Below are 26382 nucleotides of genomic sequence, written 5' to 3'. Positions count from 1 at the left end.
GAGGGCAAAGGCCGCGCCCGAGGCCATGCGCGGCCGCTTTTCGAGCAAGAGGCTCCAAAATGTCCTTTTCCTTCGACTTTGAACCGAAGCCGCGGCGCCGGTCCGTCGGCGTCGATGTCGGCGGCGTGCTGGTCGGCGGCGGCGCGCCGGTCGTCGTCCAGTCGATGACGAACACGGATACGGCGGATATCGACGGGACGGTGGCGCAGGTGGCCGCGCTCTTCCGCACCGGGTCCGAGATCGTGCGCATCACCGTCGATCGCGACGAGAGCGCGGCGGCGGTGCCGAAGATCCGCGAGCGGCTCTTGCGCCTCGGCATGGACGTGCCGCTCGTCGGCGACTTCCACTATATCGGCCACAAGCTGCTCGCCGACCATCCGGCCTGCGCGGAGGCGCTTGCGAAATACCGCATCAATCCCGGCAATGTCGGCTTCAAGGACAAGAAGGACCGGCAGTTCGCCGCCATCGTCGAGACGGCGATCCGCCACGACAAGCCGGTGCGCATCGGCGTCAACTGGGGCTCGCTCGACCAGGAGCTCCTGACCCGGCTGATGGACGAGAACCAGGCGGCGGGCTCGCCCCTGACGGCGCAGGAGGTGATGCGCGAGGCGATCTGCCAGTCGGCGCTGCTTTCGGCCGAGCTTGCCGAGGAGATCGGCCTTGCGCGCGACCACATCATCCTGTCGGCCAAGGTCTCCAACGTGCAGGACCTCATCGCCGTCTATGCCATGCTGTCGGCGCGCTCCGACCATGCGCTGCATCTCGGTCTGACGGAGGCCGGCATGGGCACCAAGGGGGTCGTCGCCTCCTCCGCCTCGCTCGGCATCCTCCTCCAGCAGGGCATCGGCGACACGATCCGCATCTCGCTGACGCCGGAGCCCGGCGGCGACCGCACCCGCGAGGTGCAGGTGGCGCAGGAGCTCCTGCAGGTCATGGGCTTCCGTCAGTTCATCCCCGTCGTCGCCGCCTGTCCGGGTTGCGGGCGCACCACCTCGACGGTGTTCCAGGAACTCGCCCAGAAGATCCAGGACGACATCCGCAAGAACATGCCGGTCTGGCGGGAAAAGTATCCGGGCGTCGAAGGCCTCAAGGTCGCCGTCATGGGCTGCATCGTCAACGGGCCGGGCGAGAGCAAGCACGCCGATATCGGCATCTCGCTGCCCGGCACCGGGGAGCTTCCCATCGCGCCGGTCTATGTCGACGGCAAGAAGGCGATGACGCTGCGCGGCACCAACATCGCCGGCGAGTTCGAGACGCTGGTCAACGACTATATCGAGAAGCGCTACGGTACGGGTCAGGCGGCCGCCGAGTAAGGCTGGCAGCTTGCCGGCACGTTACCGGTGTGTGAAAGCCGCAGCTTGCCGGCGCGTGAAGCGCAATTCCGCCCGCATCCTAAATCCCGCAAACCTCTCCTCCGTCATGCTCGGGCTTGACCCGAGCATCCATCACCGTCGCGGTATATGAATCCTCGGCTCAAGGCCGAGGATGACGTCGGTGGGTGGGGGAAGGCAGGCCATCGAGCGAAGCGGGATGATGAAGCGGGGGGCGAACCGAGGCTGCCCTTCCTCAGACGATCTCCTCAAGCGCGGCGACCAGCCGGTCGCATTCCTCGGCGGTGCCGATGGTGATACGCAGGAAATCTGAGATGCGGGGCTTGGCGAAGTGGCGCACGAGGACGGCGCGTTCGCGAAGGCCCTTTGCCAGCGCCTCGCCGCCGTGATCCGGATGGCGGGCGAAGACGAAGTTCGCCTGCGAGGGCAGCACCTCGAAGCCGCGCTGGCGCAGCGCCCCGGTGACGCGCTCGCGCTGCTCGATGACCCTGCCGCGCGTTAGGTCGAACCATTCCCGGTCGTCGATGGCGGCGGCAGCGCCGGCCTGTGCGACGCGGTCGAGCGGATAGGAGTTGAAGCTGTCCTTCACGCGCTCCAGCGCATCGATCAGCGGGCGCTGGCCCACGGCATAGCCGACGCGCAGGCCCGCCAGCGAGCGGGACTTGGAGAGCGTGTGGATGACGAGCAGGTTGTCATGCTTCTTCGTCAGCGGGATCGCGCTCTCGCCGCCGAAATCGATATAGGCCTCGTCGATCACCACCGGCAGGTCGGGATGCTCGGCGACAAGCTTTTCGATTGCCGCAAGCGGCAGGCCGATGCCGGTCGGCGCATTCGGGTTCGGCAGGATGATCGCGCCGGCCGGCCGGGCGTAATCGGCAAGGTCGACGGTGAAATCGTCCTTCAGCGGAATCTCCACGGACTCGATGCCGAAGAGGCGGCAATAGGTCGGGTAGAAGCTGTAGGTGATGTCGGGATAGAGTAGCGGCTTCTCATGCTTGAGGAGCGCGACGAAGGCGTGCGCCAGCACCTCGTCCGAGCCGTTGCCGACGAACACTTCGTCCGCTTCGACGCCGTGGAAGCGGGCGATGGACTGGCGCAGCGCTAGCGCGGACGGATCGGGATAGAGCTTGAGGCTGTCCGTTACTGCGGCCTGCATGGCGGCGATCGCCTTCGGCGAGGGGCCGTAGGGGTTCTCGTTGGTGTTGAGCTTGATGAGGTTTTGGATGCGCGGCTGCTCGCCGGCGATATAGGGCTTGAGCGTGGCGACGATCGGCGACCAGAATTTGCTCATGGCGTCAATTCCTGCGATTTGCGATGAAGTGGGCGGCTTCGATCAGGATGCCGGCCCGATGGCTGAACGGCGCAAGCAGCGCCTCGGCCTCCGCAACGAGTTCCTTGAGCCGGTTTTCCGCCCAGGCCTGGCCCCTGCGGGAAACCAGCGTCGCCTTGCCGCGCCCGGCATCCTTGCCGGTCGCCTTGCCCATGGTGGCGGCGTCGGCGGTAAGGTCGAGCAGGTCGTCGGCGATCTGGAAGGCAAGGCCGATGGTCTCGCCGTAGCGGCGCAGCGTCCGCCGGTCTTCGGCGGAGGCGCCGGCGACGATGGCGCCGGCCTCGCAGGCAAAGCGCAGCAGCGCGCCGGTCTTCATCGCCTGCAGGGTGACGATGCCGTCCTCGTCGGGCGCCACCTTCTCCGCCGCAAGGTCGAGCGCCTGGCCGCCCGCCATGCCGCCGAGGCCGGCGGCGCGGGAAAGCGCCAGCACCAGCGCTGTCTTGGCGGCGTCCGGCAGGCGGGTTTCGGGCGCGGCGACGATGTCGAAGGCGAGCGTCAGCAGGCTGTCGCCGGCAAGGATGGCGGCGGCCTCGTCGAAGGCGATATGCACGGTCGGCTGGCCGCGGCGCAGGTCGTCGTCGTCCATCGCCGGCAGGTCGTCATGGACGAGCGAATAGCAGTGGATGCATTCGAGCGCGGCGCCGATGCGCAGCGCGCTTTCCCTTGCCGCGTCGCCGAAGAGCGCGGCGGATTCGATGACGAGGAAGGGCCGCAGGCGCTTGCCGCCGTTGAGGACTCCATGGCGCATGGCCGAAAGCAGGCGCTCGGGGCGGGCGATCTCGTCCGTCTGCAGGCCGCCGGAGAGCAGGGCGGCGAGCAGCGCCTCCACCGCCTCGGCATTGCTTTTCAGAAAAGTCTGGAACTGCTGGTGACGTTCGCTCATGGCCGCTCTTTGACATGGGCTTTCGGGGGACGCAACGGCAATGCCCGCGCGGGTCTCAAAGATTCGCGCCGCAGACTGGTTTTTGCCAGGCTGGGACGGTATGAAGGCCGAGCGACGGGAGGAGGGGCACCGGCTCTTGGACATCGTACCGGAAACACGGGCAGAGACGGAGGTTCGATCCGGTGAGGGGGACGGCTGGATGACCCGACTTCGCCGGCAATGGCGCCGCGTCGTCCTTGCCTTCGTCGCCCTCGCGGCGCTGCCCTATGTGCTGATCCTCCTCTATGCCGTCGAGTTCGTCCGCCCGGTCTCGACGCTGATGCTGCGCGATCTCGTGCTCCTGCGCGGCTACGACCGGCAATGGGTGTCGTTCGACGATATCTCGCCCAATCTCGTGCAGGCCGTGATGATGTCGGAGGACGGGCAATATTGCTTCCATGCCGGCGTCGACTGGGGCCAGATGCGCGCCGTGGTCAACGAGGCGCTCGCCGGCGAGCAGACGCGCGGGGCGAGCACCATCCCCATGCAGACGGCCAAGAACCTCTTCCTGTGGAACGGCCGCTCCTTCGTGCGCAAGGCGATGGAACTGCCGCTGGCCGTCGCCGCGGATTTCGTCTGGAGCAAGCGGCGGCTGATGGAGATTTATCTCAACATCGCCGAATGGGGCCCCGGCATCTACGGCATCGAGGCGGCCGCGCGGCACCATTTCAACGTCCCGGCGGCGAAGCTGACACGCCGGCAGGCGGCGCTGCTCGCCGTCTCGCTGCCCAATCCCTTCGAGCGCAACGCCGGCAAGCCGGGGCGGGGATTGCAGCGCCTCGCGCGGCTGATCGAGCGGCGGGCGAGCCGGTCGGGCGAATATATCAAGTGCCTTTATGAGTGAGTTCAGGGCTTTTCATTGGCGTGCGCGCGCCTGAGCGCATAGGGTCCGATGCATCCCAAGGAGCCCCCCATGTCAGACCTCACCCTCTATGTCGGCAACAAGAACTATTCCTCCTGGTCCTTCCGGCCGTGGATCGCCATGGAAGCGGCGGGCGTGCCCTTCAAGGACGTGGTGATCCCCTTCGATTTCGCCGCCGGCAATCCCGAATTCCGCAAGATCTCGCCGACCGGCCGGGTGCCGGTGCTGCATCACGGCGAGGTGCGGGTGTGGGAATCGCTCGCCATCATCGAATATGTCGCCGAGCTTTTTCCCGAGGCCGGTATCTGGCCGAAGGACCGGGCGGCGCGCGCCGAGGCGCGGGCGATCTCCATGGAGATGCTCTCGGGCTTCCGGGCCCTGCGGGGCGCCTGCCCGATGAACATCCGCCGCATGCCGGGCGAGATCGACCTGCCGGAAGGCGTGAGCGACGACGTCGCCCGCATCGAGGCCATCTGGAAGGCGGCGCTTGCCCGCTCGGGCGGGCCGTTCCTGTTCGGCGCCTTCTCCGCCGCGGACGCCATGTATGCGCCGGTCGTCAACCGCTTCAAGATCTACCGCCTGACGAAGGACGAGGCTGTCCTTGCCTACATGGCGCGCGTGAAGGCGCATCCGGCCTGGCAGAAATGGCAGACGGCGGCGCTCGCCGAGTCCTGGATCGTCCCCGAGGATGAAGCGTGACGAAAAAATCCGGCCGGGGACTGGTCAAGCGGGGTTTTGCCATGTATAAGCCCGGCCAATTTCCGAGATAACGGCACGTCCCTGTCAGCCATCCGGTGGCCTGAGGATGTGTTTGCCCGATAAGTGGAGTTTATGAAATGGCCGTTCCGAAAAGAAAAGTGAGCCCGTCCAAGCGCGGTATGCGCCGTTCCGCAGACGCCCTGAAGGCTCCGACCTATATCGAAGACAAGAACTCGGGCGAACTGCGCCGTCCGCACCACATTGACCTGAAGACCGGCATGTATCGCGGCCGCCAGGTTCTGACGCCGAAGGAAAACGCATAAGCGTTTCGGCATAAGCCAAGATCAAAGGGCCGGTTCGACCGGCCCTTTTCTTTTGCTCCTTATTCTTTCCGGGCGCGCGACATTTTCTTGTGCCGAATCTTCGGCTAAGACGGCGGAAAGGTTGTCCTGAGAACAACCCAAGGGAGCGTCGCACATGCTTTTGGCCATACCGCTGCTGATCATTCCGTTCGTCCTCTACAACCTCGCCATGACGGGGCTTTTCGGCAACGGGGGCGTTGCCGTGCTCGACAGCGAGGTGATGGCGGTCAACATGCTCTCCGGCACGACCTGGACCATGGCCTTCGGGGACCTCCTCATCTTCATCGCGCTGGTGCTGCTCTTCGTGGAGATCCTGAAGGCGACGCGCCCCGGCTCGCGCGCCCTCTTCGACCACATGCTGTCGATGGTGCTGTTCGTCGCCTTCCTCGTCGAGTTCCTGCTGGTGCAGGGCGCGGCGACGCAGATCTTCTTCATCCTGATGACGATCTCGTTCATCGACGTGATCGCCGGCTTCTCCGTGTCGATCCGCACGGCGGGCCGGGATGTCTCGATAGGGCTCTGACGGGAGAGGAACCGGGCCGCGGTTTTTCAGTAGGCCTTCGCCCCGCCAATGCCGCGCCGGCGCTTGTGGCATGGATGGTCGGGTCGGGCCCGACCATGACGACGGGGAGATTGGACGCGGGCTCTGCCGGCCCGCGCCCGCCTTTCTCAGCTCAGCTTGTCGAGCTTCGTCTGTAGCGCGCGAAGCTGTTCCTTCAGCTCGTCGAGGTCTTTCGCCTCGGCCTTGCGCGTTTCCTTTTGCGGGGCGGCGTTGGCGAAGGGGGAGAACATCTTCATCGCCTGCTGGAACAGTTCCGTATTGCGCCGCGTCGTCTCCTCGATGAGCTGCATCGGCACCTGCAGGTTCTTGCCGAGCGGGGTGTCGCCGAAGGTCTTGTTGATCTGCTCGCGCATCTGCGACTGCTGCTCGGTGAAGGCCTGCATGGAGTGCTCGAGATAGCTCGGCACGACCATCTGCATCTGGTCGCCGTAATAGGAGATCAACTGGCGCAGGAAGGAGATGGGCAGCAGCGTGTTGCCGGTCTTGGATTCCTGCTCGAAGATGATCTGCGTCAGCACCGAATGGGTGATGTCCTCGCCGGACTTTGCGTCCTGCACGGTGAAATCCTCGCCCTTCTTGACCATGACCGCGAGATCGTCGAGCGTCACATAGGTGCTGGTGCCCGTGTTGTAGAGGCGGCGGTTGGCGTATTTCTTGATGACGATCTGACCGTCGTTCCTGGCCATTAGGGTCTCCTCATCCCCGTGTTCCCATGTGCTTTTTGGTTGCGGGGAGTATCGGCAAAAAGACGGCGGCTGACAATCGAATTGTGCGATGCGGCGAGGAATGCTGCGCAACATGGAAATTCATGCTGCGCGTCGCCCCGATGAAATTTTAGCGGCATCGGATATCCCGTTTGACTCTCCCTGCCCGCTTTGCCAGTTTTGGTTCCGGGAGAACCGCCGGGCTTGCGCCGTTCGTGCGCCGGGCCCGGTTCCAAGGCCGGCCGAAAGGCCGTCAGAACTGAGGAAGCACATCATGAGCACCCCGTCCATCGTCATCGCCAGCGCCGGCCGCACCGCGGTCGGGTCCTTCAACGGAGCCTTCGCCAACACGCCCGCCCACGAACTGGGCGCGGCCGTGATCTCGGCGGTTCTGGAGCGCGCGGGCGTGGCGGCCGAAGAGGTGGACGAGGTGATCCTCGGCCAGGTCCTCCAGGCCGGCGAGGGCCAGAACCCGGCCCGCCAGGCCGCGATCAAGGCGGGGCTCCGGCAGGAGGCGACCGCCTGGGGCATGAACCAGCTCTGCGGCTCGGGCCTTCGCGCCGTCGCGCTCGGCATGCAGCAGATCGCCACGGGCGATGCCGGCATCATCGTCGCCGGCGGCATGGAATCCATGTCGATGGCGCCGCACTGCGCGCATCTGCGCGGCGGCGTGAAGATGGGCGACTTCAAGATGATCGACACGATGATCAAGGACGGCCTGACGGACGCCTTCTACGGCTACCACATGGGCATCACCGCCGAGAACGTCGCCAAGCAGTGGCAGCTCTCCCGCGAGGAGCAGGACACCTTCGCCGTCGCCTCGCAGAACAAGGCCGAGGCCGCCCAGAAGGAGGGCCGCTTCAAGGACGAGATCGTTCCCTTTATCGTCAAGACCCGCAAGGGCGACATCACCGTCGATGCCGACGAATATATCCGCCACGGCGCCACCCTCGACGCCATGACCAAGCTGAAGCCGGCCTTCGACAAGGAAGGCACGGTGACGGCGGCCAACGCCTCCGGCCTCAACGACGGGGCGGCCGCGACCCTCCTGATGAGCGAAGCCGAGGCCTCGCGCCGCGGCATCCAGCCGCTTGCCCGCATCGTCTCCTGGGCGACGGCCGGCGTCGACCCGAAGATCATGGGCACCGGCCCGATTCCCGCCTCCCGCAAGGCGCTGGAAAAGGCCGGCTGGAAGATCGGCGACCTCGACCTCGTCGAGGCCAACGAGGCCTTCGCCGCCCAGGCCTGCGCGGTCAACAAGGACCTCGGCTGGGATCCCGCCATCGTCAACGTCAACGGCGGCGCCATCGCCATCGGCCATCCGATCGGCGCCTCCGGCGCGCGCGTCCTCAACACGCTGCTCTTCGAGATGAAGCGCCGCGGCGTCTCGAAGGGCCTTGCCACGCTCTGCATCGGCGGCGGCATGGGCGTCGCCATGTGCGTCGAGCGCATGTAGGCATCCTTTCACGGACTGCTTTGCCAGGACCTGCCGCCGGCAGGGCGACGGGTCACCACGAAAACAATATCGAGGGGAGTGAGCCACATGAGCAGAGTAGCACTGGTAACGGGGGGATCGCGGGGCATCGGCGCAGCCATTTCGGTTGCACTGAAGGCCGCCGGATACAAGGTGGCTGCGAACTATGCCGGCAACGACGATGCCGCGAACGCCTTCAAGGCGGAGACCGGCATTCCGGTCTACAAGTGGGACGTGTCGAGCTATGAGGCCTGCGTCGAGGGGATCGGCCGGGTGGAGGCCGATCTCGGGCCGGTGGACATCCTCGTCAACAATGCGGGCATCACCCGCGACGCGATGTTCCACAAGATGACGCCCGACCAGTGGGGCGCGGTGATCAACACCAACCTCACCGGCCTCTTCAACATGACGCATCCGGTCTGGTCGGGCATGCGCGACCGCAGCTTCGGCCGCGTCATCAACATCTCGTCGATCAACGGCCAGAAGGGCCAGATGGGCCAGGCGAACTATTCCGCCGCCAAGGCCGGCGACCTCGGCTTCACCAAGGCGCTCTCCCAGGAGGGCGCGGCCAAGGGCATCACGGTCAACGCCATCTGCCCCGGCTATATCGGCACGGAAATGGTGCGCGCCATCCCGGAAAAGGTGCTGAACGAGCGGATCATCCCGCTGATCCCGGTCGGGCGCCTCGGCGAGCCGGACGAGATCGCCCGCATCGTCGTCTTCCTCGCCTCGGACGACGCCGGCTTCATCACCGGCTCGACCATCTCGGCGAATGGCGGCCAGTTCTTCGTCTGAGGCTGGTCGGGGAAACGGAACACGGCGCCTTCGGGCGCCGTTTTCATTCGGAGACAAGGAGAGGCCATGAAACAGGAAAAGCTGGGCGAAGAGGCGATCGGCGAGGCGCTGGCCGGCCTCGACGGCTGGACGCGGTCGGGCGACGGCGTCGCCATCGAGAAGAGCTACAGGTTCAAATCCTTCCGCGAAGCCTTCGGCTTCATGACGGAGGCAGCGCTCGCGGCAGAGAAATTCAACCACCATCCCGAATGGTTCAACGTCTACAGCCGCGTCGACGTGCGGCTGACCAACCACGATGCGGGCGGCCTTACCGAGCTCGACTTCAAGCTGGCGGCCGCCATGGACAAGGCCGCAGCCCTGCGCACGAAGAGTTGAAGGCGCATGGGCGCATTCCCATATGATGATCCGCCGGGCTATGCCGGCATCGCCACCTGAAGGAGGCCATGCATGGATGACGTGAAGATCGGCGAGATCCTTCTGCCGGGGGACGAGGACGAACAGGAGCGCCAGAGCCGGCGCGTGAAGAAGCGGTTCTGGCCGGTTCTCAAGCGCGCGATGCGGCAGGTGCCGTTCTCCCGCGATCTCGTGGCGTCCTACTATTGCGCGCTCGATCCGCGCACGCCGACCAAGGTGCGCGGCATCCTGCTTGCGGCGCTCGCCTATTTCGTGCTGCCGCTCGACGGTATTCCGGATTTCTTCGCGATCGTCGGCTTTTCCGACGATATCGCCGTGCTGACGGCGGCCTTCGCGGCGATCCGCGGCCATATCCGCGAGGACCATTACGCCTCCGCCGACAAGGCGCTTGCGGACGAAGCGGACATGCAACCCGCGGGTTGAGCGGGCCCTGCCGGATTCGGGTCAAATTCTTGCCCTATTCCTTGTGCCTTTAAGGGCATCGACGGGTTTCATCTCACCAACTGGGGACTGGGCACGCCCGCCTTTCCTGCAAAAGGCGTGGCGGACATCGACGCAGATTTGTCCCGGTGCGGCGCGGAAGACCTTCGTAAAATGGGCGTCTGTTGACGGTTTGGTAACCTGAATTAAGTCAAAATGAACCAAATCGTTATCATGCATGGCCGACACCGGCGTGGAAGGCATCGCCTTCGGCCGGGCAAACACTGGCAAGACAACCGGCAGGAAAACATGTTCGTAAGAAAGCTCGCAACCGCACTCGCCCTCGTTCTGACGACCGCAGGCGTTGCCTCGGCACAGACGCCGACGCGCATTCAGCAGTTCAATGCCTGGGGTGCCTATTCCTACCAGTCGAACGGCGGCAAGGTCTGCTACGTGCTCTCGGTGCCGAAGGAAAAGAACCCGGCCGGCGTCGACCACGGCGACGTCTTCTTCCTCGTCTCGCAGCGCCCCGGCCAGAATATCTCCTACGAGCCGCAGGCGATGATGGGCTATCCGTTGCAGGAAAGCTCCAAGGTCAACGTCGTCGTCGACGGCCGCACCTTCGTCATGTTCACCAAGGGCAACTCGGCCTGGGTCGAGAACGCCGCCGAGGAGCCGGCGCTGGTCGCTGCCATGAAGGGCGGCAAGGACATGCAGGTCCAGGCGAAATCGCGCCGCGGCACGGCGACCTCCTATTCCTATTCGCTCTCCGGCATCTCGGCCGCGCTGAAGCAGATCGAAAGCTGCCGCTGATTTTTGATCGGCATTCGACGAAGGGGCCGGCCTTGCGCCGGCCCTTTTCGTTTGGCCCGGGCCGGCTGCGGGCAAGGCAGGTGACTTTCCGCCGGAACAATGCTAAAGGGCCGCCAACCGGACCGTGTGCCGCAATGACCGGCGCTTTCGGGTCCACGATGAACTTCAGTCGAGCATGGACCGCTTGCGGCGCAAAAGCCTGCGCCGCTGCTCTGCGTTCCGAGGAATGACCCGATGGCAAGCATGGACTTTCTCAACACGGCCGAATCCGTCAAGGCGCCGGTCGTCCGCAATCTCCCGGCCGCCGAAAAGCCGTCGCTGATCGGCCTTTCGCGCGAGGACATGGGCCGCGCGCTCGCCGAAAAGGGCGTGCCGGAGCGGCAGGTGAAGATGCGCGTCAGCCAGCTCTGGCACTGGCTCTACGTGCGCGGCGTCTCCGATTTCGACGACATGACGAACGTCTCCAAGGACATGCGCGAGATGCTGAAGACGCATTTCACCGTCGCGCGCCCGGAAATCGTCGAGGAGCAGGTGTCGAGCGACGGCACGCGCAAGTGGCTGTTGCGCTTTCCCCCGCGCGGCGCCGGCCGTCCGGTCGAGATCGAGACCGTCTACATTCCGGAAGAGGGCCGCGGCACGCTCTGCATCTCCAGCCAGGTCGGCTGCACGCTCACCTGCTCCTTCTGTCACACCGGCACGCAGAAGCTGGTGCGCAACCTGACGGCGGAGGAAATCCTTTCCCAGCTCCTGCTCGCCCGCGACCGGCTCGGAGATTTCCCCGACCGCGACACACCGGCCGGCGCCATCGTTCCCGCCGAGGGCCGCAAGGTCTCCAACATCGTCATGATGGGCATGGGCGAGCCGCTCTACAATTTCGAGAGCGTGAAGACGGCGCTGCTGATCGCCACGGACGGCGACGGGCTTTCGCTCTCCAAGCGCCGTGTGACGCTCTCGACCTCCGGCATCGTGCCGGAAATCTACCGCACCGGCTCGGAGATCGGCGTCATGCTGGCGATCTCGCTCCATGCCGTGCGCGACGAGCTGCGCGACATGCTGGTGCCGATCAACAAGAAATATCCCCTGAAAGAGCTGCTTGAGGCCTGCCGGGCCTATCCGAGCCTGTCGAACGCGCGGCGCATCACCTTCGAATATGTGATGCTGAAGGACGTCAACGACAGCCTGGAGGATGCCAAGCTGCTGGTGCAGCTCCTGAAGGGCATTCCGGCGAAGATCAACCTCATCCCGTTCAATCCCTGGCCGGGCACGAACTACCAGTGTTCGGACTGGGAGCAGATCGAGCGCTTCGCCGATTTCATCAACCAGGCCGGCTACGCCTCGCCGATCCGCACCCCGCGCGGCCGCGACATCCTCGCCGCCTGCGGCCAGCTCAAGTCCGAATCCGAGCGCATGCGCAAGGTCGAGCGCATGGCCTTCGAGGCGATGATGATCGCCGGGCACGGCGAGGACGACTGAGGAGCGGGCTGCGCTCCCACGTCCCATCAGAAAATATGATCGACCGAGCGGGTCGCGAGAATTGATTTGACCGGCCGTTTTGCCTAGAAACGGCCTAAAATCATTCAGGGAGACCCATCCATGCGCCATATCCTGCTCGCCTTCGCGGCAACGCTCGCGATCACGCTGCCCGCACAGGCCGAAGACGTCACGGTCGCCGTGACTGCCATCGTCGAACATCCGGCGCTCGATGCCGCCCGCGACGGCGTCAAGGAAGCGCTGGAAGCGGCCGGCTACAAGGAAGGCGAGAACCTGAAGTTCATCTACGAATCGGCGCAGGGCAACCCCGCGACGGCCGCGCAGATCGCCCGCCAGTTCGTCGGCGAAGGCCCGAACGTCATCGTGCCGATCTCCACGCCGTCCGCCCAGGCCGTCGTTTCCGCCACGAAGGATATCCCGGTCGTCTTCACGGCCGTCTCCGACCCGGTCGGCGCGCAGCTCGTCACCAACATGGACAAGCCCGGCGGCAACGTCACCGGCCTTTCCGACATGTCGCCGGTCGCCGAGCATCTGGCGCTGATCAAGGAAATCCTGCCCAACGCCAAGACGATCGGCTTCCTCTACAATTCGGGCGAAGCCAACTCCGTCTCGCTGCTCGCCGTCCTGAAGGCGGAAGCCGAGAAGGCGGGCCTCACGGTCGTCGAATCCGCCGCCACCAAGTCGGCCGAAGTGCAGGGCGCCGCCCGCGCGCTGGTCGGCCGCGCCGATGCGATCTACATCCCGACGGACAACACGATCATCTCGGCGCTGGAAGGCGCGGTCGCCGTTGCCGAGGAAGCCAAACTCCCGCTCTTCACCGCCGACACGGATTCCGTCTCGCGCGGCGCCATCGCGGCCCTCGGCTTCAACTACCATGACGTCGGCAAGCAGACGGGTGAAGTCGTCGTGCGCATCCTCAAGGGCGAGAACCCCGGCGACATCGCCGTGAAGGTCGCGGCCGGCACGGACCTCGTCGTCAACAAGTCCGCCGCCGCCAAGATGGGCGTCACCCTGCCGGAAGCCGTCATCGGCCGCGCGACCCGCGTGATCGAATAATCCGGGCTCCCGGACAACCGAAATCGGAATCAACCGCTGCCGGATCGCCCGGCGGCGGTTGATCTGTTAAGAAGGCCCATCCCGCGGGAACGCGGAACGGGTAGTGCCAAGAGAAAGCCGAGAGCCGTGAGCCTGATTGCCTTCTGGGGTGCCGTCGAACTGGGGCTGGTCTTCGCCTTCGTGTCGATCGGCGTTTACCTTGCCTTCCGCGTGCTGGATTTTCCGGACCTGACCGTGGACGGATCCTTTCCGCTCGGTGCCGCCGTCGCGGCCGTGCTGATCATCGCGGGGCTCAATCCCTGGCTCGCATCGGCCGTCGCCATGGTGGCGGGCGCCCTTGCCGGCCTCGTCACGGCGATGCTGAACGTGCGTTTCCGCATCCTCAACCTCCTCGCCTCGATCCTGACGATGATCGCGCTCTTCTCGGTGAACCTGCGCGTCATGGGCAAGCCGAACGTCGCGCTCATCAATGCCGAGACGATGATCAGCCCCTTCTTCGGCCACGGCCTCAGGGATTTCTACGTCCGTCCGCTCTTCGTCGGCGTCCTCGTCGTCGTCGCGGTCATCGTCGTCTGGCGCTTCCTTGAGAGCGACGCCGGCCTTTCGATGCGCGCGACCGGGGCGAATGCCCGCATGGCCCGCGCGCAGGGCGTCGACACCAACCGGCAGATCTATCTCGGCATTGCGCTTTCCAATGCGCTGGTCGCCCTCGGCGGCGCGCTGTTCGCCCAGACGAACGGCTTTGCCGACGTCACCTCCGGCGTCGGCACCATCGTCGTCGGCCTTGCCGCCGTCATCATCGGCGAGACGCTGTTCGGCGCGCGCGGCATTCTCGCCGCGCTGATCGGCTGCGTCGTCGGCTCGATCCTCTACCGCATCGCCATCCAGCTTGCCCTGTCGTCCGACGTCCTGGGCCTGCAGGCCTCCGACCTCAATTTCGTGACGGCGGTGCTCGTCACCGTGGCGCTCGTGCTGCCGCGCCTTCGCCGCGGGGGAGCCGCCTGATGATCTCCGTTTCCGATATCAAGGTCGTCTTCGGCAAGGGCACGCCGCTGCAGAAGCAGGCGCTGAACGGCGTCAGCCTCACCATCGAGGAAGGCCAGTTCGTCACCGTCATCGGCTCGAACGGCGCCGGCAAGTCGACGCTGCTCGGCGTTCTTGCCGGCGACGTCATCGCCACCGAAGGCCAGGTGAAGATCGGCACCGCCGACGTGACGCGCCAGGGCACCGCCGCTCGCGCCGGCCGCGTCGCCCGCGTCTTCCAGGATCCGCTGACGGGAAGCTGCGGCGCGCTCTCCATCGAGGAGAACCTTGCGCTTGCCGCTCGCCGTGGCGAACGGCGCGGCCTTGCCGCCGCGCTCGGGCCGCAGCGCCGCGCGCATTTCCGCGAGCGCATCGCCGAGTTGAACCTTGGCCTGGAAAACCGCATGCGCGACCGCATGGACCTTCTGTCCGGCGGCCAGCGGCAGGCCGTCTCGCTCGTCATGGCGACGCTTGCCGGCTCCGACGTGCTGCTGCTCGACGAGCATACGGCTGCGCTCGACCCGGGCATGGCCGAGTTCATCATGACCCTCACGCAGAAGATCGTTTCCGAGCGCAAGCTGACGACGCTGATGGTGACGCATTCGATGCGCCAGGCGCTCGACTACGGCCACCGCACCGTCATGCTGCATGGCGGGGAGATCGTGCTGGACGTTGCCGGCGACAACCGCAAGAATTTGCAGGTCGAGGACCTCATCGCCATGTTCCGCAAGATGCGCGGCCAGACGCTGGACGACGATGCCTTGCTGATCGGCTGAGCGCCGGTCAGCGGGACTGGGTGAGGAAGATCTTCATCGCGAAGACCGAGAACACGCCGGCGAAGGTATAATCGATGCCGCGCAGCACCTTCGGGTTCTGCTGGAGCCAGCTTGCCAGCCGGTCGGCGGCAAGGATGACGATCACGTTCACCGGAATGCCGACGACGATGAAGAACAGGCCGAGGAAGATCAGCTTGCCGGTGACGTTCGGGTCGCCGGCCGAGATGAACTGCGGCAGGAAGGTCATGAAGAAGATGATGACCTTGGGATTGAGCAGGTTCACCCAGAAGCCGGACGAGATATTGGCAAGCACGGTGCCGCGCGGGCCCGCCGCCGCCTTCACCGTGAAATTCGAGCCGTAGCGGATTGCCTGCACGGCAAGCCAGAGCAGATAGGCCGCCCCGCCCGTCTTCAGGATCAGGAAGGCCGTCGGCGAGGCGGTGATCAGCGCCGAGATGCCGAAGGCGACGAGCATCGTGTGGACGACGATGCCGAGGCTGGTGCCGATCACCACAAAGAGCGCCGGCCCGCGGCCCTGCGACAGCGCGCGGCTGATGGAGAGCGTCATGTCGGGGCCGGGTGTCATCGCCAGGAGAAGGCTGGCGGCGGTGAAGGCGAGGAGCGTTGCAAGCGTGGGCAGGAAGTCCATGGCGACGGTTTCCGGAAGTCGGAGAAGATGGAAGACGTCTAATCCGGCTTTCGGAAGATTACCAATCAAAGTCTATGATGGGCTGTTACCGTGATGGAGATGGGTTCGGACCGATCGACATTCAGCCCAATCCGGCCTGCAAATGGCGCTTTCCCGGGCTCCCGGTGCTCACGTACCGAAAGTACGCTGCGCTCCGGGTCCCGGAAAACCACCATTTTCGGCTCGGCCTGAACTGAATGTCGATCGGTCCTAGCCCTCCTCCACGAAGGCCCTGAATTTCTCCGCATAGTCCTTGTGCCAGCGCGAGAGCGGCGGGCGGTTCTCGATGACGTCGCCCATCGCCCAGGCCATGCGGCGCTCGTCGAGGGCGCGGGGCACGTCGTTGTCCGGGCAGAGGATGTAGAAATCGCCGCGCTCCAGGCTCTCCATCATGAATTCGACGGTCTGGGCCGGCGTCCAGGCGGCATCCGGCTTTTCGGTGCGCTCGCCCCTCGTGAGCGCCGTGAAGACGAAGCCGGGGATGAGGAGATGGGCGGAAACCCTCGCGCCTTCGGTGTTGCGCAGCTCGTGCTCCAGCGCCTCGGTGAAGACTTTCACGCCGGCCTTGGAGACGTTGTAGGCCGGGTTGCCGGGCGGCGTGGTGATGCCCTGCTTGGAGCCGGTGTTGATGATGAGGCCCGGCTCGCCATGGGCCAGCATGTCGGGGCCGAAGACCTGCGTGCCGTGGATGACGCCCATCAGGTTGACGGAAAGGATATGGTCCCAGTTCGCCTCGGCACTGAAGATGGAGGTATCCGGCTGGATGCCGGCATTGTTCATCAGCACATGCACGCGGCCGAAGCGCTGCAGCACGGCGCGTTGCAGCGCTTCCAGCTCGTGGCGGTGGGCAACGTCGGTTTCCACCGCCATGACGTTGGCCTCGCCCGAAATGGCCTCGATTTCCGCGCGGGCCTCGCCGAGCCGGTCGGCATCGCGGTCGGCAAGCGCGACGCACATGCCGGCCTCCGCGAAGCGCTTCGCGGCGGCAAGGCCGATGCCGGAGGCGCCGCCCGTGATGACGGCGACGTTGGCCGGCTTGATGATATCCGAAATCTTCGTCATGGGATCGCCCCTTCAATGGTCCATCGGGCGGAATATGGGGACTTCGGCAGTCCGGTCAAACCCTGCCCGCGCCGGCAAGCGTCGGGCCTTGCCCTTGCGTCGCGCGCCAATCTCGCTAAAAGTGCCGCGACACCGGGCTTTCGCGGGCTTGCCGCGTCCCTTCATGCAACGGACCTCATCATCATGGCATCACATAAAGACGTGAAGAAAGTCGTGCTGGCCTATTCGGGCGGCCTCGACACCTCGATCATCCTGAAATGGCTGCAGACCGAACTTAACGCGGAAGTCGTGACCTTCACGGCCGACCTCGGCCAGGGCGAGGAGCTGGAGCCGGCGCGCAAGAAAGCCGAGATGCTCGGCATCAAGGAGATCTTCATCGAGGACGTGCGCGAGGAATTCGTGCGCGATTTCGTCTTCCCGATGTTCCGCGCCAATGCCGTCTATGAAGGCGTTTACCTGCTCGGCACCTCCATCGCCCGCCCGCTGATCTCCAAGCACCTGATCGAGATCGCCGCCAAGACCGGCGCCGACGCCATCGCGCACGGCGCGACCGGCAAGGGCAACGACCAGGTCCGCTTCGAGCTTTCCGCCTATGCGCTGAACCCGGACATCAAGATCATCGCGCCGTGGCGCGACTGGTCGTTCAAGAGCCGCACGCACCTGCTCGAATTCGCCGAGCAGCACCAGATCCCGGTCGCCAAGGACAAGAAGGGCGAGGCGCCGTTCTCGGTCGACGCGAACCTGCTGCACTCCTCCTCCGAGGGCAAGGTTCTGGAAGACCCGGCCGTCGAGGCGCCGGAATACGTGCATATGCGCACCATCTCGCCGGAGACGGCGCCGGACAAGGCGACCGTCATCAAGGTCGGCTTCGAGCGGGGCGATGCGGTCTCCATCAACGGCGTGCGCATGTCGCCGGCGACGCTGCTGGCGACGCTCAACACCTACGGCCGCGACAACGGCATCGGCCGCCTCGATCTCGTGGAGAACCGCTTCGTCGGCATGAAGTCGCGCGGTGTCTACGAGACGCCCGGCGGCACGATCCTGCTCGCCGCGCACCGCGCCATCGAGAGCATCACCCTCGACCGCGGCGCCGCGCACCTGAAAGACGAGCTGATGCCGCGCTATGCGGAGCTGATCTATTACGGCTTCTGGTTCTCGCCGGAGCGCGAGATGCTGCAGGCCGCAATCGACCGGAGCCAGGAGCATGTCGAAGGCGAAGTGACGCTGAAGCTCTACAAGGGCAACGTCATGGTCACCGGCCGCGAATCTGCAAAGTCGCTCTATTCCGACAAGCTCGTCACGTTCGAGGACGACCAGGGCGCCTACGACCAGAAGGACGCCGCCGGCTTCATCAAGCTGAACGCGCTGCGCCTGCGCACGCTCGCCGCCCGCAACAAGCGCGGCTGACCGGACCAACGAAAGAAAGGCCCGCTGCCCGAAACGGCAGCGGGCCTTTCTCGTTTCAGCGTCCCGTTCCCCGGGCAGGTGCGAGGGCGGAACTGTCTTCCTCGATCACGGAAAGATTGGCGCGGAGCTGCCGCAGCCGGTCGCGGATGAGGTCCACGTCCTCCTCTGCGATACCGCTCGTCACCTGCCGCATCAGTTCGACCTGCTCGGTGCGGATGCCGGCGATCATCGCGCCGGCGGCGGGCGTGGTGAAGATCAGCTTGGCGCGGCGGTCGGCCGGGTCCGGACGGCGCTCGACATAGCCGAGGCTCTGCAGGCGGTCGAGATAGGTGGAGAGCGTCATCGGCTCGATGCCGAGGCGCTGGGCGATGTCGAGCTGGCGGCCGCCTTCCAGCGTGGCGATGCGCACGAGCGTGCGCGCCTCGCCCGGCGTCAGGCCGAGGCCGGCATTGGCGATGCGGCGCTCGAAGGCGCCGCGCAACATTCGGGCAACGTCGGTGAGGACGAAACCGAGGGCGTCGGGATCGGGGCGTGGGGACATGATTGCTTTCGGCTTATCGTAAGCGGACCTTACTATGCGCTGCCGGCAGGGGCAACGGCCGAGCCGAGGCGGCTCTGCATGGCTGCCCTGCGAAACGGCAGATTCCCCTCGCCATCCCCTTGACGAACGCTGCGGGCGGGACTGGAATGCCGCCACGTTCCACGGGGATTTCCATGACCGCTTCCATGCTCTTCGGCGCCTTCCTGGCGGCTCTTCTCTATGTGCTCATCCCCGGCCCGGCCTTCCTCGCCCTTCTGGGCATCGGCGCGGGACAGGGGCGCAAGGCCGGCGCCCTCTTCCTCGGCGGCCACCTTGCCGGCGACCTCGTCTGGTCGACGCTGGCGCTGGTGGCGATCGTCGGGGCCAAGACCATCGGCACGCTGGTCTTCGATGTGCTGGGCCTCTTCTGCGGCGCCTATCTCGCCTGGATCGGCTGGTCGGCCCTGACGGCGCGCCGGCGCACGGAGGGCGAGGCGATGGTGACGGTGGAGCGGCCGCTGCGGCGCGGCCTGATCTTCGGCCTCACCAATCCCAAGGGCTATCCGGTGGCGCTCGCCACCTTCACGGCGCTGCTCGCCAGCTCGTCGAACGCGCTGGAGTTCAAGGCGCTGCCGACGCTGCTCGGCGCCTCCTTCTGCGGTTTCCTCATTGCCGACGTCATCCTGGTCTCGATCATCGGCGCCGGTCTCGTGCGCCGCTTCTACCGCCGCCACGAGCTTGCCATCGTGCGCGCCTCGGGCCTCCTCTTCATGGGGTTTGCCGTGCAGGCCGTCTGGCATGCCGCGCCGGGCCTTTTCGGCTGGCGCAAATCGTAGCTATCCGGCCGGAAAGCGGATCGTCACGGCGAGGCCGCGCCCGTTCGCACCGTCCGCCAGCGTCATCGTCGCGTCGAACAGCGCGGCGATCTCCTCGACGATGGGCAGGCCGAGGCCCATGCCGGGGGCGTTGCGATGCTCGCCGCGCGAAAACCGCTGGCGCACGAGGTTCCGGCGCTCGGGCGGAATGCCGGGGCCGTTGTCCTCCACGGTGAGGAGGGTGGCGCCGACCGCCTCCCGCACGCTCACCGTCACCTCCGCGCCGCGGCCGGCATAGGCGATGGCGTTCTCCACGAGGTTGCGCAGCAGTTCGCCGAAGAGCAGCGGCTCGGCGCGCGCGAAAGCCGGGCCGTCGCCCGCATAGCCGAGGTCGATGCCCGCCTCGGCGGCGGCGGGCACGCGGTCGGCGGTGAGTTGCTGGGCAAGGGCGGCGATGTCGATGGAGGCCGGTTTCTGCGGCTCGCTGGAGCCGGCCGCGTCGATCTTCGCCATCAGGAGGAGCTGGGCGAGGATGCGCTCGGCATGGGCGACGGCGGCATCGCCCTTGCGGGCGGCTTCCTGCGCCTCTTCGAGCGTTCCGGCACGGCTTGCAAGGGCAAGCTGCGTGCGGATGATGGCAAGGGGCGTGCGCAACTGATGGCTGGCATTGCCGGAGAAATGGCGCAGCGCGTCGAGCGCCGATTGCAGGCGCACCATGAAGGAATTGACCGTGTCGACGAGGCCCTGCACTTCGCTCGGCGCATGCTGGTCGATCGGGTGCAGGTCGTCCGGGTTGCGCTCGGCGATGGCATCGCCGAGGCGGTAGAGCGGGCGCAAAGAGACGGTGACGGCGATCCACACGATGGCCGCCGCGCCGGCAATCATCATGGCAAGGCGCAGCGCCGAGTGCAGCAGGATGGTCTCGGTCAACTGGCGGCGGGCAATGGTGGTTTCGGCGACCGTCACCGCGAAGGGGACGGAGTTGATGCCCGTGGAGGCCGAACGCTGCAGGACGGCGATGCGAATCGGCTCGCCGCGAAAATTCGCATCGGCAAAGCCGACGGCGCGGCCCCCCATGTCGGCGATGGTGGGCAGCGTCTGGTAGCCGGTGATGAAGCGGCCGGGCGGCCCGTCGACGCGGTAGAAGACGCGGTCCTGCGCCGCCGAGGTCAGCATTTCGAGGGCGACATAGGGAATGTCGACCTCCAGCACGCCGTTCTCCGTCACCACGACGCGCTCGGCGATGGCGAGCGCCGAGCCGGCGAGCACGCGGTCGGAGACCGCGTTCGCCGTCTTCACCGCCTCGCGATAGGTGTCGGCAAGGGCGACGACGCCGATCACCGCCGTCGAGACGAGCAGCCAGAGCAGCAGGCGCCGGCGGAGCGATGAGGCCGGAAGGAAGGTCAAGCTGCGCTCGCCTTGTCGAGATAGTAGCCGATGCCGCGGGCGGTTCGCACGGTGAGGCCGTGCGGGGCGAGCCGTTTCCTTAGCCGGCTCACATATTGCTCTATCGCATTGGCGGAAAGGTCGTCGTCGAAGGCGGCGAGCGATTGCATGATCGCCTCCTTGGCGACCACCTTGCCCGCGCGCATGAAGAGGATCTCGAGAAGGCCGAGCTCGCGGGCGGGAATGTCGAGCGGCGCGCCCTCGGCGGAGAAAGTGCGCGAATTGAGGTCGAGCGCGATGCCGCCGAAGGTGACGGCGGAGGAGCGAAGGCCCGCCTGCCGGCGCAGCAGCATGCGCACGCGCGCCTCGAATTCGGAGATATCGAAGGGCTTGATCATGTAGTCGTCGGCGCCGAGGTCGAGGCCGCGCACGCGCTCTTCCGGCGCCCCGCGCGCCGTCAGGATCAGCACGGCGGCCTTGCAGGCGCGCCCGCGCATGGCGCGCAGCACGTCGAGCCCGTCCATTTCCGGCAGCGTCAGGTCGAGGATGACGAGGTCGAAGTTCTCCGATGCGATGGCGGCATCGGCGGAGGCGCCGTCGCGCACCACGTCCACCGCATGGCCGGTGCCTTTCAGGATGGCCGAGAGGCCGTCCGCCAGGGCTTCGTTGTCCTCCACCAATAGAATGCGCACGTTTCGTCCTCCCGCGGACAAGTCTAGCGGCGGCCGGCGCACTTGTGAACGGGCGCGCGCTTTGGCAAGGTCGCGCCATGCGTCTTGTCCTCACCCTTCTTGCATTCCTCGCCCCGGTCCTTTCCGCGCAGGCCGAGCCGGCCTTCTTCCCCGCGCTGGACGGCAACAGGGACGCGCCGGTGCTCGTCGTCTATTCCTCGCTCGACGAGCCGCTCGCCCGGCCGATGATCAGGGGGTTCCAGGCGGCCAATCCCGATATCGCGCTGCGCTACGACGAAATGCTGACCGGCGAGGTCTACGACCGCATCGTGCGCGAGACGGACGCCGGCGAAAAGACCGCCGACTTCGCCTTCTCCTCGGCGATGGACCTCCAGGTCAAGCTCAGCAACGACGGCTATGCCCAGCGCAGCGACCTGCCGATGAGCGAGCGCTGGCCGGCCTGGGCCAACTGGCGCAACACGGCCTATGCGCTCACCTTCGAGCCGGCCGTCTTCGTCTACCACAAGCCGAGCTTCAAGGGCGGCAAGCCGCCCGCCTCGCGCGCCGAATTCGTCGATTACCTGAAGAAGGAGGGCGAGAAGGTCTATGGCCGCATCGGCACCTACGACATCGAGCGCTCCGGCGTCGGCTTCCTCTTCATGGCGCGCGACCAGGAGCAGTTCGGCGACATCTGGACGGTGATCCAGGCGATGGGGGCGGCCGGGGTCAAGCTCTACTCGACGAGCTCGGCGATCCTCGAGCGCGTTGCCGACGGGCGCTTCGTGCTCGGCTACAACATCCTCGGCTCCTATGCGGCCGACTGGGCCTCGCGCCATCCCGATGTCGGCATCGTCCTGCCGAAGGACTATACCGTCGTCATGTCGCGCATCGGCCTCGTACCGCAGGCGGCGGCCTCGCCGGAACTCGGCCGGCGCTACCTCGCCTTCTTCATGTCGAAGGAGGGGCAGGAGATCCTTTCGCGCGAATTGCAGATCGCCGCCGTCAGCCCGGACGTCTCCGGCTCCAACACGGCGCGCACGATGAGCGCGCTGCTCGGCGCGCAGCTGAAGCCCGTGCCCGTGAGCCCCGGCCTCATGGTCTATCTCGACCAGGTCAAGCGCGCCCGGCTGATCGCCCGCTGGAACGAGGTCCTGCGCACGCAATAGGCGCCTGGCCGCTCGACATCGCCGGTCCATGCGCTACCATGTCAGGTAGATGTCAGCTTCTTGTGCTGGCTTAGGGCTCTTCTCGTCCGTGGAGGCGGACGAAAGACCGGGAGGAAATCCAGCCGCCGCCATGCCCGCGATCCGCGTCGCAGCCGGCTGCCGTCCTCCCGCCATAAGCAACGATGCGCGCGCACAAGCCGCGCCTGACGGAGGACAGACACTTGAAATATTTCTTCCTGGCATCCCTTATCGCCGGCGCGATGGCGCTTCCGGCCTTTGCCGCCGATTATTCCATCATGGCACCGGCCGGCCCGGGCGGCGGCTGGGACCAGACGGCCCGCTCGCTGCAGACGGTCCTGCAGGACGAGAAGATCTCCAGCAGCGTGCAGGTGGTGAACGTTCCGGGCGCCGGCGGCACCATCGGTCTCGCGCAGTTCGCCAGCCAGAACAAGGGCAATCCGAACGCGCTCATCGTCGGCGGCTACGTCATGGTCGGCGCGATCCTCACCAACCAGTCGCCCGTGACGCTCAAGGACGTCACGCCGATCGCGCGCCTGACCGGCGAATATGAGGCGATCGTCGTTCCGGCCGCTTCCCCCATCCAGAACATGGACGACCTCGTCAAGGCCCTGAAGGCCGATCCGGGCGCCGTCTCCTGGGCCGGCGGTTCGGCCGGCGGCGTTGACCACATCGCCGTAGGCCTCATCGCCAAGGCGGCCGGCGTCGACCCGACCAAGATCAACTATGTCGCCTATTCTGGCGGCGGCGAGGCGCTTGCCGCGATCCTCGGCAACCAGGTGACGGCCGGCATTTCCGGCTACGGCGAATTCGAAGGCCAGGTGAAGGCCGGCACGCTGCGCCTGATCGCGCTCTCCAGCCCCGAGCGCATCGAGGGCATCGACGCCCCGACCATCAAGGAAGGCGGCCTCGACGTCGTCGTCGAGAACTGGCGCATGGTCGCCGCAGCGCCCGGCCTTACGGACGAGCAGGTCGCGGCCATCAACGCCGATATCGAGAAGGCCGCGAATTCCGACGCCTGGAAGGACATCCTGAAGACCAAGGGCTGGACGAACACCTACCTTGCCGGCGACGCCTTCAAGGAACAGCTCGACAAGGACGTCGCCTCGACGGAAAGCGTCCTCAAGGATATCGGGCTCGTCAAATGAGCGAGGTCCCGTCCTCCAGGAAAACGCGCCGCCCCGACAGGGCGGCGTTCATCATCGCCCCGGCGCTGATCGCGGCCGCCGCCGTGATCTGGTGGGATGTCGCCCGCCTCGCTACCACCAGCACCTATGCCCCCATCGGTCCGGCGACGGTGCCGCACTGGGTCGCCATCGGCTTGGTCATCCTCGGTGTCTGGTCGGGCTTCGAGGCCTGGCGCGGCGATTTCCCCAAGCGCGAGGCCGTCGCCATCGGCCCCGTCGTCTGGCTCGTCGCCGGGCTTGCCGCGCAGATGCTGCTCCTGAGGCCGGCCGGCTTCTCCGTCGCGACGGGCATGCTCTTCGCCCTCACCGCATGCGGCTTCGGCCGGCGCAAGCTCTGGGCGACGATCCCCGTGGGCATCGTCCTTTCCTTCATCGTCTGGGTGATCTTTGCCAAGCTGCTGCAGCTTTCATTGCCCGCCGGACCGCTCGAACACCTGTTCTTCTGAAGGGAGCGGCAGATCATGAGCACATTCGAATTCTTCCTGCAGGGCCTTTCCGTCGCTGCCCAGCCGATGAACCTGCTCTACGCGCTCATCGGCGTGACGCTCGGCACGGCGGTCGGGGTCCTTCCCGGCATCGGCCCGGCCCTGACGGTCGCCCTCCTGCTGCCGGTCACCTACAAGCTCGATCCGGCGGGCTCGCTCATCATGTTCGCCGGCATCTACTACGGCGGCATGTACGGCGGTTCCACCGCCTCCATCCTGCTCAACACGCCCGGCGAGAGCGCCTCGATCGTCACCGCGCTCGAGGGCAACAAGATGGCGCGGGCCGGGCGCGGCGGGCCGGCGCTTGCGACGGCGGCCATCGGCTCGTTCGTTGCCGGTCTCATCGCCACGCTCGCGCTCGCCTTCATCGCGCCCTTCATCGTCAAGCTCGCGCTCGTCTTCGGGCCGCGCGAATATTTCGCGCTGATGGTGCTCGCCTTCGTGACGGTCTCCTCGGCCTTCGGCGATTCGACGCTGCGCGGCCTCACCTCGCTCTTCGTCGGCCTGACGCTGGCGATCATCGGCATCGACCAGCTGAGCGGCCAGACACGCCTTTCCTTCGGCATTCCCGATCTGCTCGACGGCGTGGAAGTGACGACGCTGGCGGTCGCCATGTTCGCCATCGGCGAGTCGCTCTACATCGCCTCCAAGGGCGACAGCGAGCCGGACAAGATCGAGGCCGTCAAGGGGTCCGTCTGGATGAACGCCGCCGACTGGGCGCGCTCGTGGAAGCCCTGGCTTCGCGGCACCGTCATCGGCTTTCCCATCGGCGCGATGCCGGCCGGCGGGGCGGAGATCGGCACCTTCCTCTCCTATGCTGCGGAAAAGCGCCTGACGAAGCATCCGGAAGAGTTCGGCAACGGGGCCATCGAGGGGGTCGCAGGCCCGGAAGCGGCCAACAACGCGTCCGCCGCCGGCACGCTCGTGCCGCTGCTGACGCTCGGCCTTCCGACCTCGGCGACGGCGGCGATCATGCTGGCCGGCTTCCAGCAGTACGGCCTCCAGCCCGGCCCGCTGCTGTTCGCCTCCAACCCGCAGCTCGTCTGGGGCCTCATCGCCAGCCTCCTCATCGCCAACTTCATGCTGCTGGTACTGAACCTGCCGCTGATCGGCCTGTGGGTGCGGCTGCTGAGCATCCCCAAGCCGTGGCTCTATGCCGGCATCCTCGTCTTCGCGACGCTCGGCACCATCGGCGCCAATCCGTCGGTCTTCGAGCTCGGCATGCTGCTCGCCTTCGGCCTGCTCGGCTTTGCCATGCGCATCTTCGGCTATCCGATCGCGCCGGTGGTCGTCGGCCTCATCCTCGGGCCGATGGCAGAGCAGCAATTGCGCCGTGCGCTGGCGATCAGCCAGGGCGACGTGACGGCGCTCGTCATGTCGCCCATCGCGGCCCTGCTGTTCGTCCTTGCCCTGCTTGCGATCATCGTGCCGCTGATCCTTCGGGCGCGCGGCAAGGGCGAAGTCCTTTCGCAGCTTGCGGCGAACGAGGACTGAGGCCTTTCGTCATCGCGAAACAAATGCAGGCCGGGAACCTCGTTCCCGGCCTGCATGCATTGCATGGCTGGGCTGAGATTCCGTCCGTTGTACTTCGGCGGCGAAAGCATCATCTTCCGCTCGTAAGCTAAAACAGAAAGCGAGCAATCCAATGACCTCCCTCCGCAACTCCTTCGCCCAGGGCTTCTTCGGCCGGGCCTTCGCCGTACTGAGCGCTGCCAATGCAGCCGCCGCGGCTGTCGAAGGGCACCGCCGCCCAAAGGACCGCGACCTGAAGACCCTCGGCATCAACCCCGCCGACCTGCCGCGCGCCTGACGCGGCAAGAGAATTCCCCCGAATAAAAAGGCCCGCCGGTCGCAAGACCAGCGGGCCTTCTGTGTTTTTTGGGGTTGGGCTCGACAGGCGCGCCCTGCCTCATGCCTCTCTTTCGTCATGGTCGGGCTTGACC

The 26382-nt window shown here is 66.2% G+C and carries 29 protein-coding genes; 21 read left to right on the top strand and 8 right to left on the bottom strand.

Features of this window, described 5'->3' with window-relative positions; all coding sequences use genetic code 11:
* Positions 1-59 precede the first annotated feature (59 nt).
* A complete protein-coding gene (gene ispG / locus ACZ5TO_RS16050) occupies positions 60-1313 on the top strand; it encodes a flavodoxin-dependent (E)-4-hydroxy-3-methylbut-2-enyl-diphosphate synthase (protein ID WP_464798808.1) in 1254 nt (417 codons plus the stop codon).
* Positions 1314-1566: 253 nt separating this feature from the next.
* Here ispG and hisC read toward each other — a convergent pair whose 3' ends face one another.
* Together hisC and ACZ5TO_RS16040 are read right to left on the bottom strand one after the other, a co-directional pair.
* Positions 1567-2622, bottom strand: coding sequence for a histidinol-phosphate transaminase (gene hisC, locus ACZ5TO_RS16045; protein WP_464798807.1), 1056 nt, complete (start codon positions 2620-2622; stop codon positions 1567-1569).
* Positions 2623-2626: 4 nt separating this feature from the next.
* On the bottom strand, positions 2627-3544 hold the full coding sequence (locus ACZ5TO_RS16040; protein ID WP_464798806.1) for a polyprenyl synthetase family protein: 918 nt from the start codon (positions 3542-3544) through the stop codon (positions 2627-2629).
* 100 nt (positions 3545-3644) lie between these two features.
* Between ACZ5TO_RS16040 and mtgA the strand changes: the two genes are divergently transcribed.
* From mtgA to ACZ5TO_RS16020, 4 genes are all read left to right on the top strand, one after another.
* The gene (gene mtgA, locus ACZ5TO_RS16035) at positions 3645-4427 is read left to right on the top strand and encodes a monofunctional biosynthetic peptidoglycan transglycosylase (protein ID WP_464798805.1); all 783 of its coding nucleotides are present in this window, start codon (positions 3645-3647) and stop codon (positions 4425-4427) included.
* 69 nt (positions 4428-4496) lie between these two features.
* Positions 4497-5144, top strand: coding sequence for a glutathione S-transferase family protein (locus ACZ5TO_RS16030; protein WP_464798804.1), 648 nt, complete (start codon positions 4497-4499; stop codon positions 5142-5144).
* A 137-nt stretch (positions 5145-5281) separates the two neighbouring features.
* Positions 5282-5467, top strand: coding sequence for a 50S ribosomal protein L32 (gene rpmF / locus ACZ5TO_RS16025; RefSeq protein WP_184144780.1), 186 nt, complete (start codon positions 5282-5284; stop codon positions 5465-5467).
* A gap of 154 nt (positions 5468-5621) precedes the next feature.
* Entirely contained in the window at positions 5622-6029 is a 408-nt protein-coding gene (locus tag ACZ5TO_RS16020; RefSeq protein ID WP_464798803.1) for a hypothetical protein, read from the top strand.
* Positions 6030-6175: 146 nt separating this feature from the next.
* Here the strand turns inward: ACZ5TO_RS16020 and phaR are convergent, their stop codons facing one another.
* The gene (gene phaR, locus ACZ5TO_RS16015) at positions 6176-6754 is read right to left on the bottom strand and encodes a polyhydroxyalkanoate synthesis repressor PhaR (RefSeq protein ID WP_464798802.1); all 579 of its coding nucleotides are present in this window, start codon (positions 6752-6754) and stop codon (positions 6176-6178) included.
* 292 nt (positions 6755-7046) lie between these two features.
* On the opposite strand from phaR, the gene ACZ5TO_RS16010 reads away from it, so the two are divergent.
* The 9 genes from ACZ5TO_RS16010 to ACZ5TO_RS15970 all read left to right on the top strand — a co-directional run bounded on the left by ACZ5TO_RS16010 (position 7047) and on the right by ACZ5TO_RS15970 (position 15034).
* The gene (locus ACZ5TO_RS16010) at positions 7047-8228 is read left to right on the top strand and encodes an acetyl-CoA C-acetyltransferase (RefSeq protein ID WP_464798801.1); all 1182 of its coding nucleotides are present in this window, start codon (positions 7047-7049) and stop codon (positions 8226-8228) included.
* An 87-nt stretch (positions 8229-8315) separates the two neighbouring features.
* Complete coding sequence (gene phbB / locus ACZ5TO_RS16005; protein WP_464798800.1) at positions 8316-9041, top strand: acetoacetyl-CoA reductase; 726 nt, start codon at positions 8316-8318, stop codon at positions 9039-9041.
* Between the two features lie 66 nt (positions 9042-9107).
* Positions 9108-9416, top strand: a complete 309-nt coding sequence (locus ACZ5TO_RS16000; RefSeq protein ID WP_464798799.1) for a 4a-hydroxytetrahydrobiopterin dehydratase — start codon at positions 9108-9110, stop codon at positions 9414-9416.
* Between the two features lie 72 nt (positions 9417-9488).
* Positions 9489-9878 (top strand): YkvA family protein, encoded by a 390-nt coding sequence (locus tag ACZ5TO_RS15995; RefSeq protein ID WP_184144774.1) that lies wholly within the window; start codon positions 9489-9491, stop codon positions 9876-9878.
* 306 nt (positions 9879-10184) lie between these two features.
* Positions 10185-10688: an invasion associated locus B family protein gene (locus tag ACZ5TO_RS15990; protein WP_184144773.1), complete on the top strand. Its 504-nt coding sequence runs from the start codon at positions 10185-10187 to the stop codon at positions 10686-10688.
* Between the two features lie 243 nt (positions 10689-10931).
* Positions 10932-12161: a dual-specificity RNA methyltransferase RlmN gene (gene rlmN, locus ACZ5TO_RS15985; RefSeq protein WP_464800405.1), complete on the top strand. Its 1230-nt coding sequence runs from the start codon at positions 10932-10934 to the stop codon at positions 12159-12161.
* A gap of 120 nt (positions 12162-12281) precedes the next feature.
* Positions 12282-13235, top strand: a complete 954-nt coding sequence (locus tag ACZ5TO_RS15980) for an ABC transporter substrate-binding protein (RefSeq protein WP_184144771.1) — start codon at positions 12282-12284, stop codon at positions 13233-13235.
* Positions 13236-13361: 126 nt separating this feature from the next.
* The gene (locus tag ACZ5TO_RS15975; protein ID WP_184144770.1) at positions 13362-14240 is read left to right on the top strand and encodes an ABC transporter permease subunit; all 879 of its coding nucleotides are present in this window, start codon (positions 13362-13364) and stop codon (positions 14238-14240) included.
* On the top strand, positions 14240-15034 hold the full coding sequence (locus tag ACZ5TO_RS15970) for an ABC transporter ATP-binding protein (RefSeq protein WP_464798798.1): 795 nt from the start codon (positions 14240-14242) through the stop codon (positions 15032-15034). Before ACZ5TO_RS15975 ends, ACZ5TO_RS15970 begins: the two co-directional genes overlap by 1 nt.
* Before the next feature lie 7 nt (positions 15035-15041).
* On the opposite strand, the gene ACZ5TO_RS15965 is transcribed toward ACZ5TO_RS15970, so the two are convergent.
* Entirely contained in the window at positions 15042-15683 is a 642-nt protein-coding gene (locus ACZ5TO_RS15965) for a LysE family translocator (RefSeq protein ID WP_464798797.1), read from the bottom strand.
* A 249-nt stretch (positions 15684-15932) separates the two neighbouring features.
* Positions 15933-16784, bottom strand: a complete 852-nt coding sequence (locus tag ACZ5TO_RS15960) for an SDR family NAD(P)-dependent oxidoreductase (RefSeq protein ID WP_464798796.1) — start codon at positions 16782-16784, stop codon at positions 15933-15935.
* A 183-nt stretch (positions 16785-16967) separates the two neighbouring features.
* Between ACZ5TO_RS15960 and ACZ5TO_RS15955 the strand changes: the two genes are divergently transcribed.
* Entirely contained in the window at positions 16968-18191 is a 1224-nt protein-coding gene (locus ACZ5TO_RS15955; RefSeq protein WP_184144766.1) for an argininosuccinate synthase, read from the top strand.
* A gap of 55 nt (positions 18192-18246) precedes the next feature.
* Here ACZ5TO_RS15955 and ACZ5TO_RS15950 read toward each other — a convergent pair whose 3' ends face one another.
* Positions 18247-18732 carry a MarR family winged helix-turn-helix transcriptional regulator gene (locus ACZ5TO_RS15950; RefSeq protein WP_464798795.1) on the bottom strand — a complete coding sequence of 162 codons (486 nt, stop codon included), beginning with the start codon at positions 18730-18732 and terminating at the stop codon, positions 18247-18249.
* Positions 18733-18905: 173 nt separating this feature from the next.
* Between ACZ5TO_RS15950 and ACZ5TO_RS15945 the strand changes: the two genes are divergently transcribed.
* Entirely contained in the window at positions 18906-19547 is a 642-nt protein-coding gene (locus tag ACZ5TO_RS15945) for a LysE family translocator (protein ID WP_464798794.1), read from the top strand.
* Here ACZ5TO_RS15945 and ACZ5TO_RS15940 read toward each other — a convergent pair whose 3' ends face one another.
* Together ACZ5TO_RS15940 and ACZ5TO_RS15935 are read right to left on the bottom strand one after the other, a co-directional pair.
* Entirely contained in the window at positions 19548-20933 is a 1386-nt protein-coding gene (locus tag ACZ5TO_RS15940) for a sensor histidine kinase (protein WP_464798793.1), read from the bottom strand.
* The gene (locus ACZ5TO_RS15935) at positions 20930-21604 is read right to left on the bottom strand and encodes a response regulator (RefSeq protein ID WP_184144762.1); all 675 of its coding nucleotides are present in this window, start codon (positions 21602-21604) and stop codon (positions 20930-20932) included. The genes ACZ5TO_RS15940 and ACZ5TO_RS15935 overlap by 4 nt, the downstream gene beginning before the upstream one ends.
* 77 nt (positions 21605-21681) lie before the next feature.
* Here ACZ5TO_RS15935 and ACZ5TO_RS15930 point away from each other — a divergent pair, with 77 nt between their 5' ends.
* The 5 genes from ACZ5TO_RS15930 to ACZ5TO_RS15910 all read left to right on the top strand — a co-directional run bounded on the left by ACZ5TO_RS15930 (position 21682) and on the right by ACZ5TO_RS15910 (position 26249).
* Positions 21682-22749 carry an ABC transporter substrate-binding protein gene (locus ACZ5TO_RS15930; protein WP_464798792.1) on the top strand — a complete coding sequence of 356 codons (1068 nt, stop codon included), beginning with the start codon at positions 21682-21684 and terminating at the stop codon, positions 22747-22749.
* Positions 22750-22970: 221 nt separating this feature from the next.
* The gene (locus ACZ5TO_RS15925) at positions 22971-23915 is read left to right on the top strand and encodes a Bug family tripartite tricarboxylate transporter substrate binding protein (RefSeq protein WP_464798791.1); all 945 of its coding nucleotides are present in this window, start codon (positions 22971-22973) and stop codon (positions 23913-23915) included.
* A complete protein-coding gene (locus ACZ5TO_RS15920; RefSeq protein WP_184144759.1) occupies positions 23912-24400 on the top strand; it encodes a tripartite tricarboxylate transporter TctB family protein in 489 nt (162 codons plus the stop codon). The genes ACZ5TO_RS15925 and ACZ5TO_RS15920 overlap by 4 nt, the downstream gene beginning before the upstream one ends.
* 15 nt (positions 24401-24415) lie before the next feature.
* Complete coding sequence (locus ACZ5TO_RS15915; protein WP_184144758.1) at positions 24416-25933, top strand: tripartite tricarboxylate transporter permease; 1518 nt, start codon at positions 24416-24418, stop codon at positions 25931-25933.
* Between the two features lie 151 nt (positions 25934-26084).
* Entirely contained in the window at positions 26085-26249 is a 165-nt protein-coding gene (locus ACZ5TO_RS15910) for a hypothetical protein (RefSeq protein ID WP_184144757.1), read from the top strand.
* Positions 26250-26382 lie beyond the last annotated feature (133 nt).

This window comes from Shinella sp. Sh6 (genome assembly GCF_055392685.1).
This window is presented reverse-complemented; position numbering and strand designations above follow the sequence as displayed.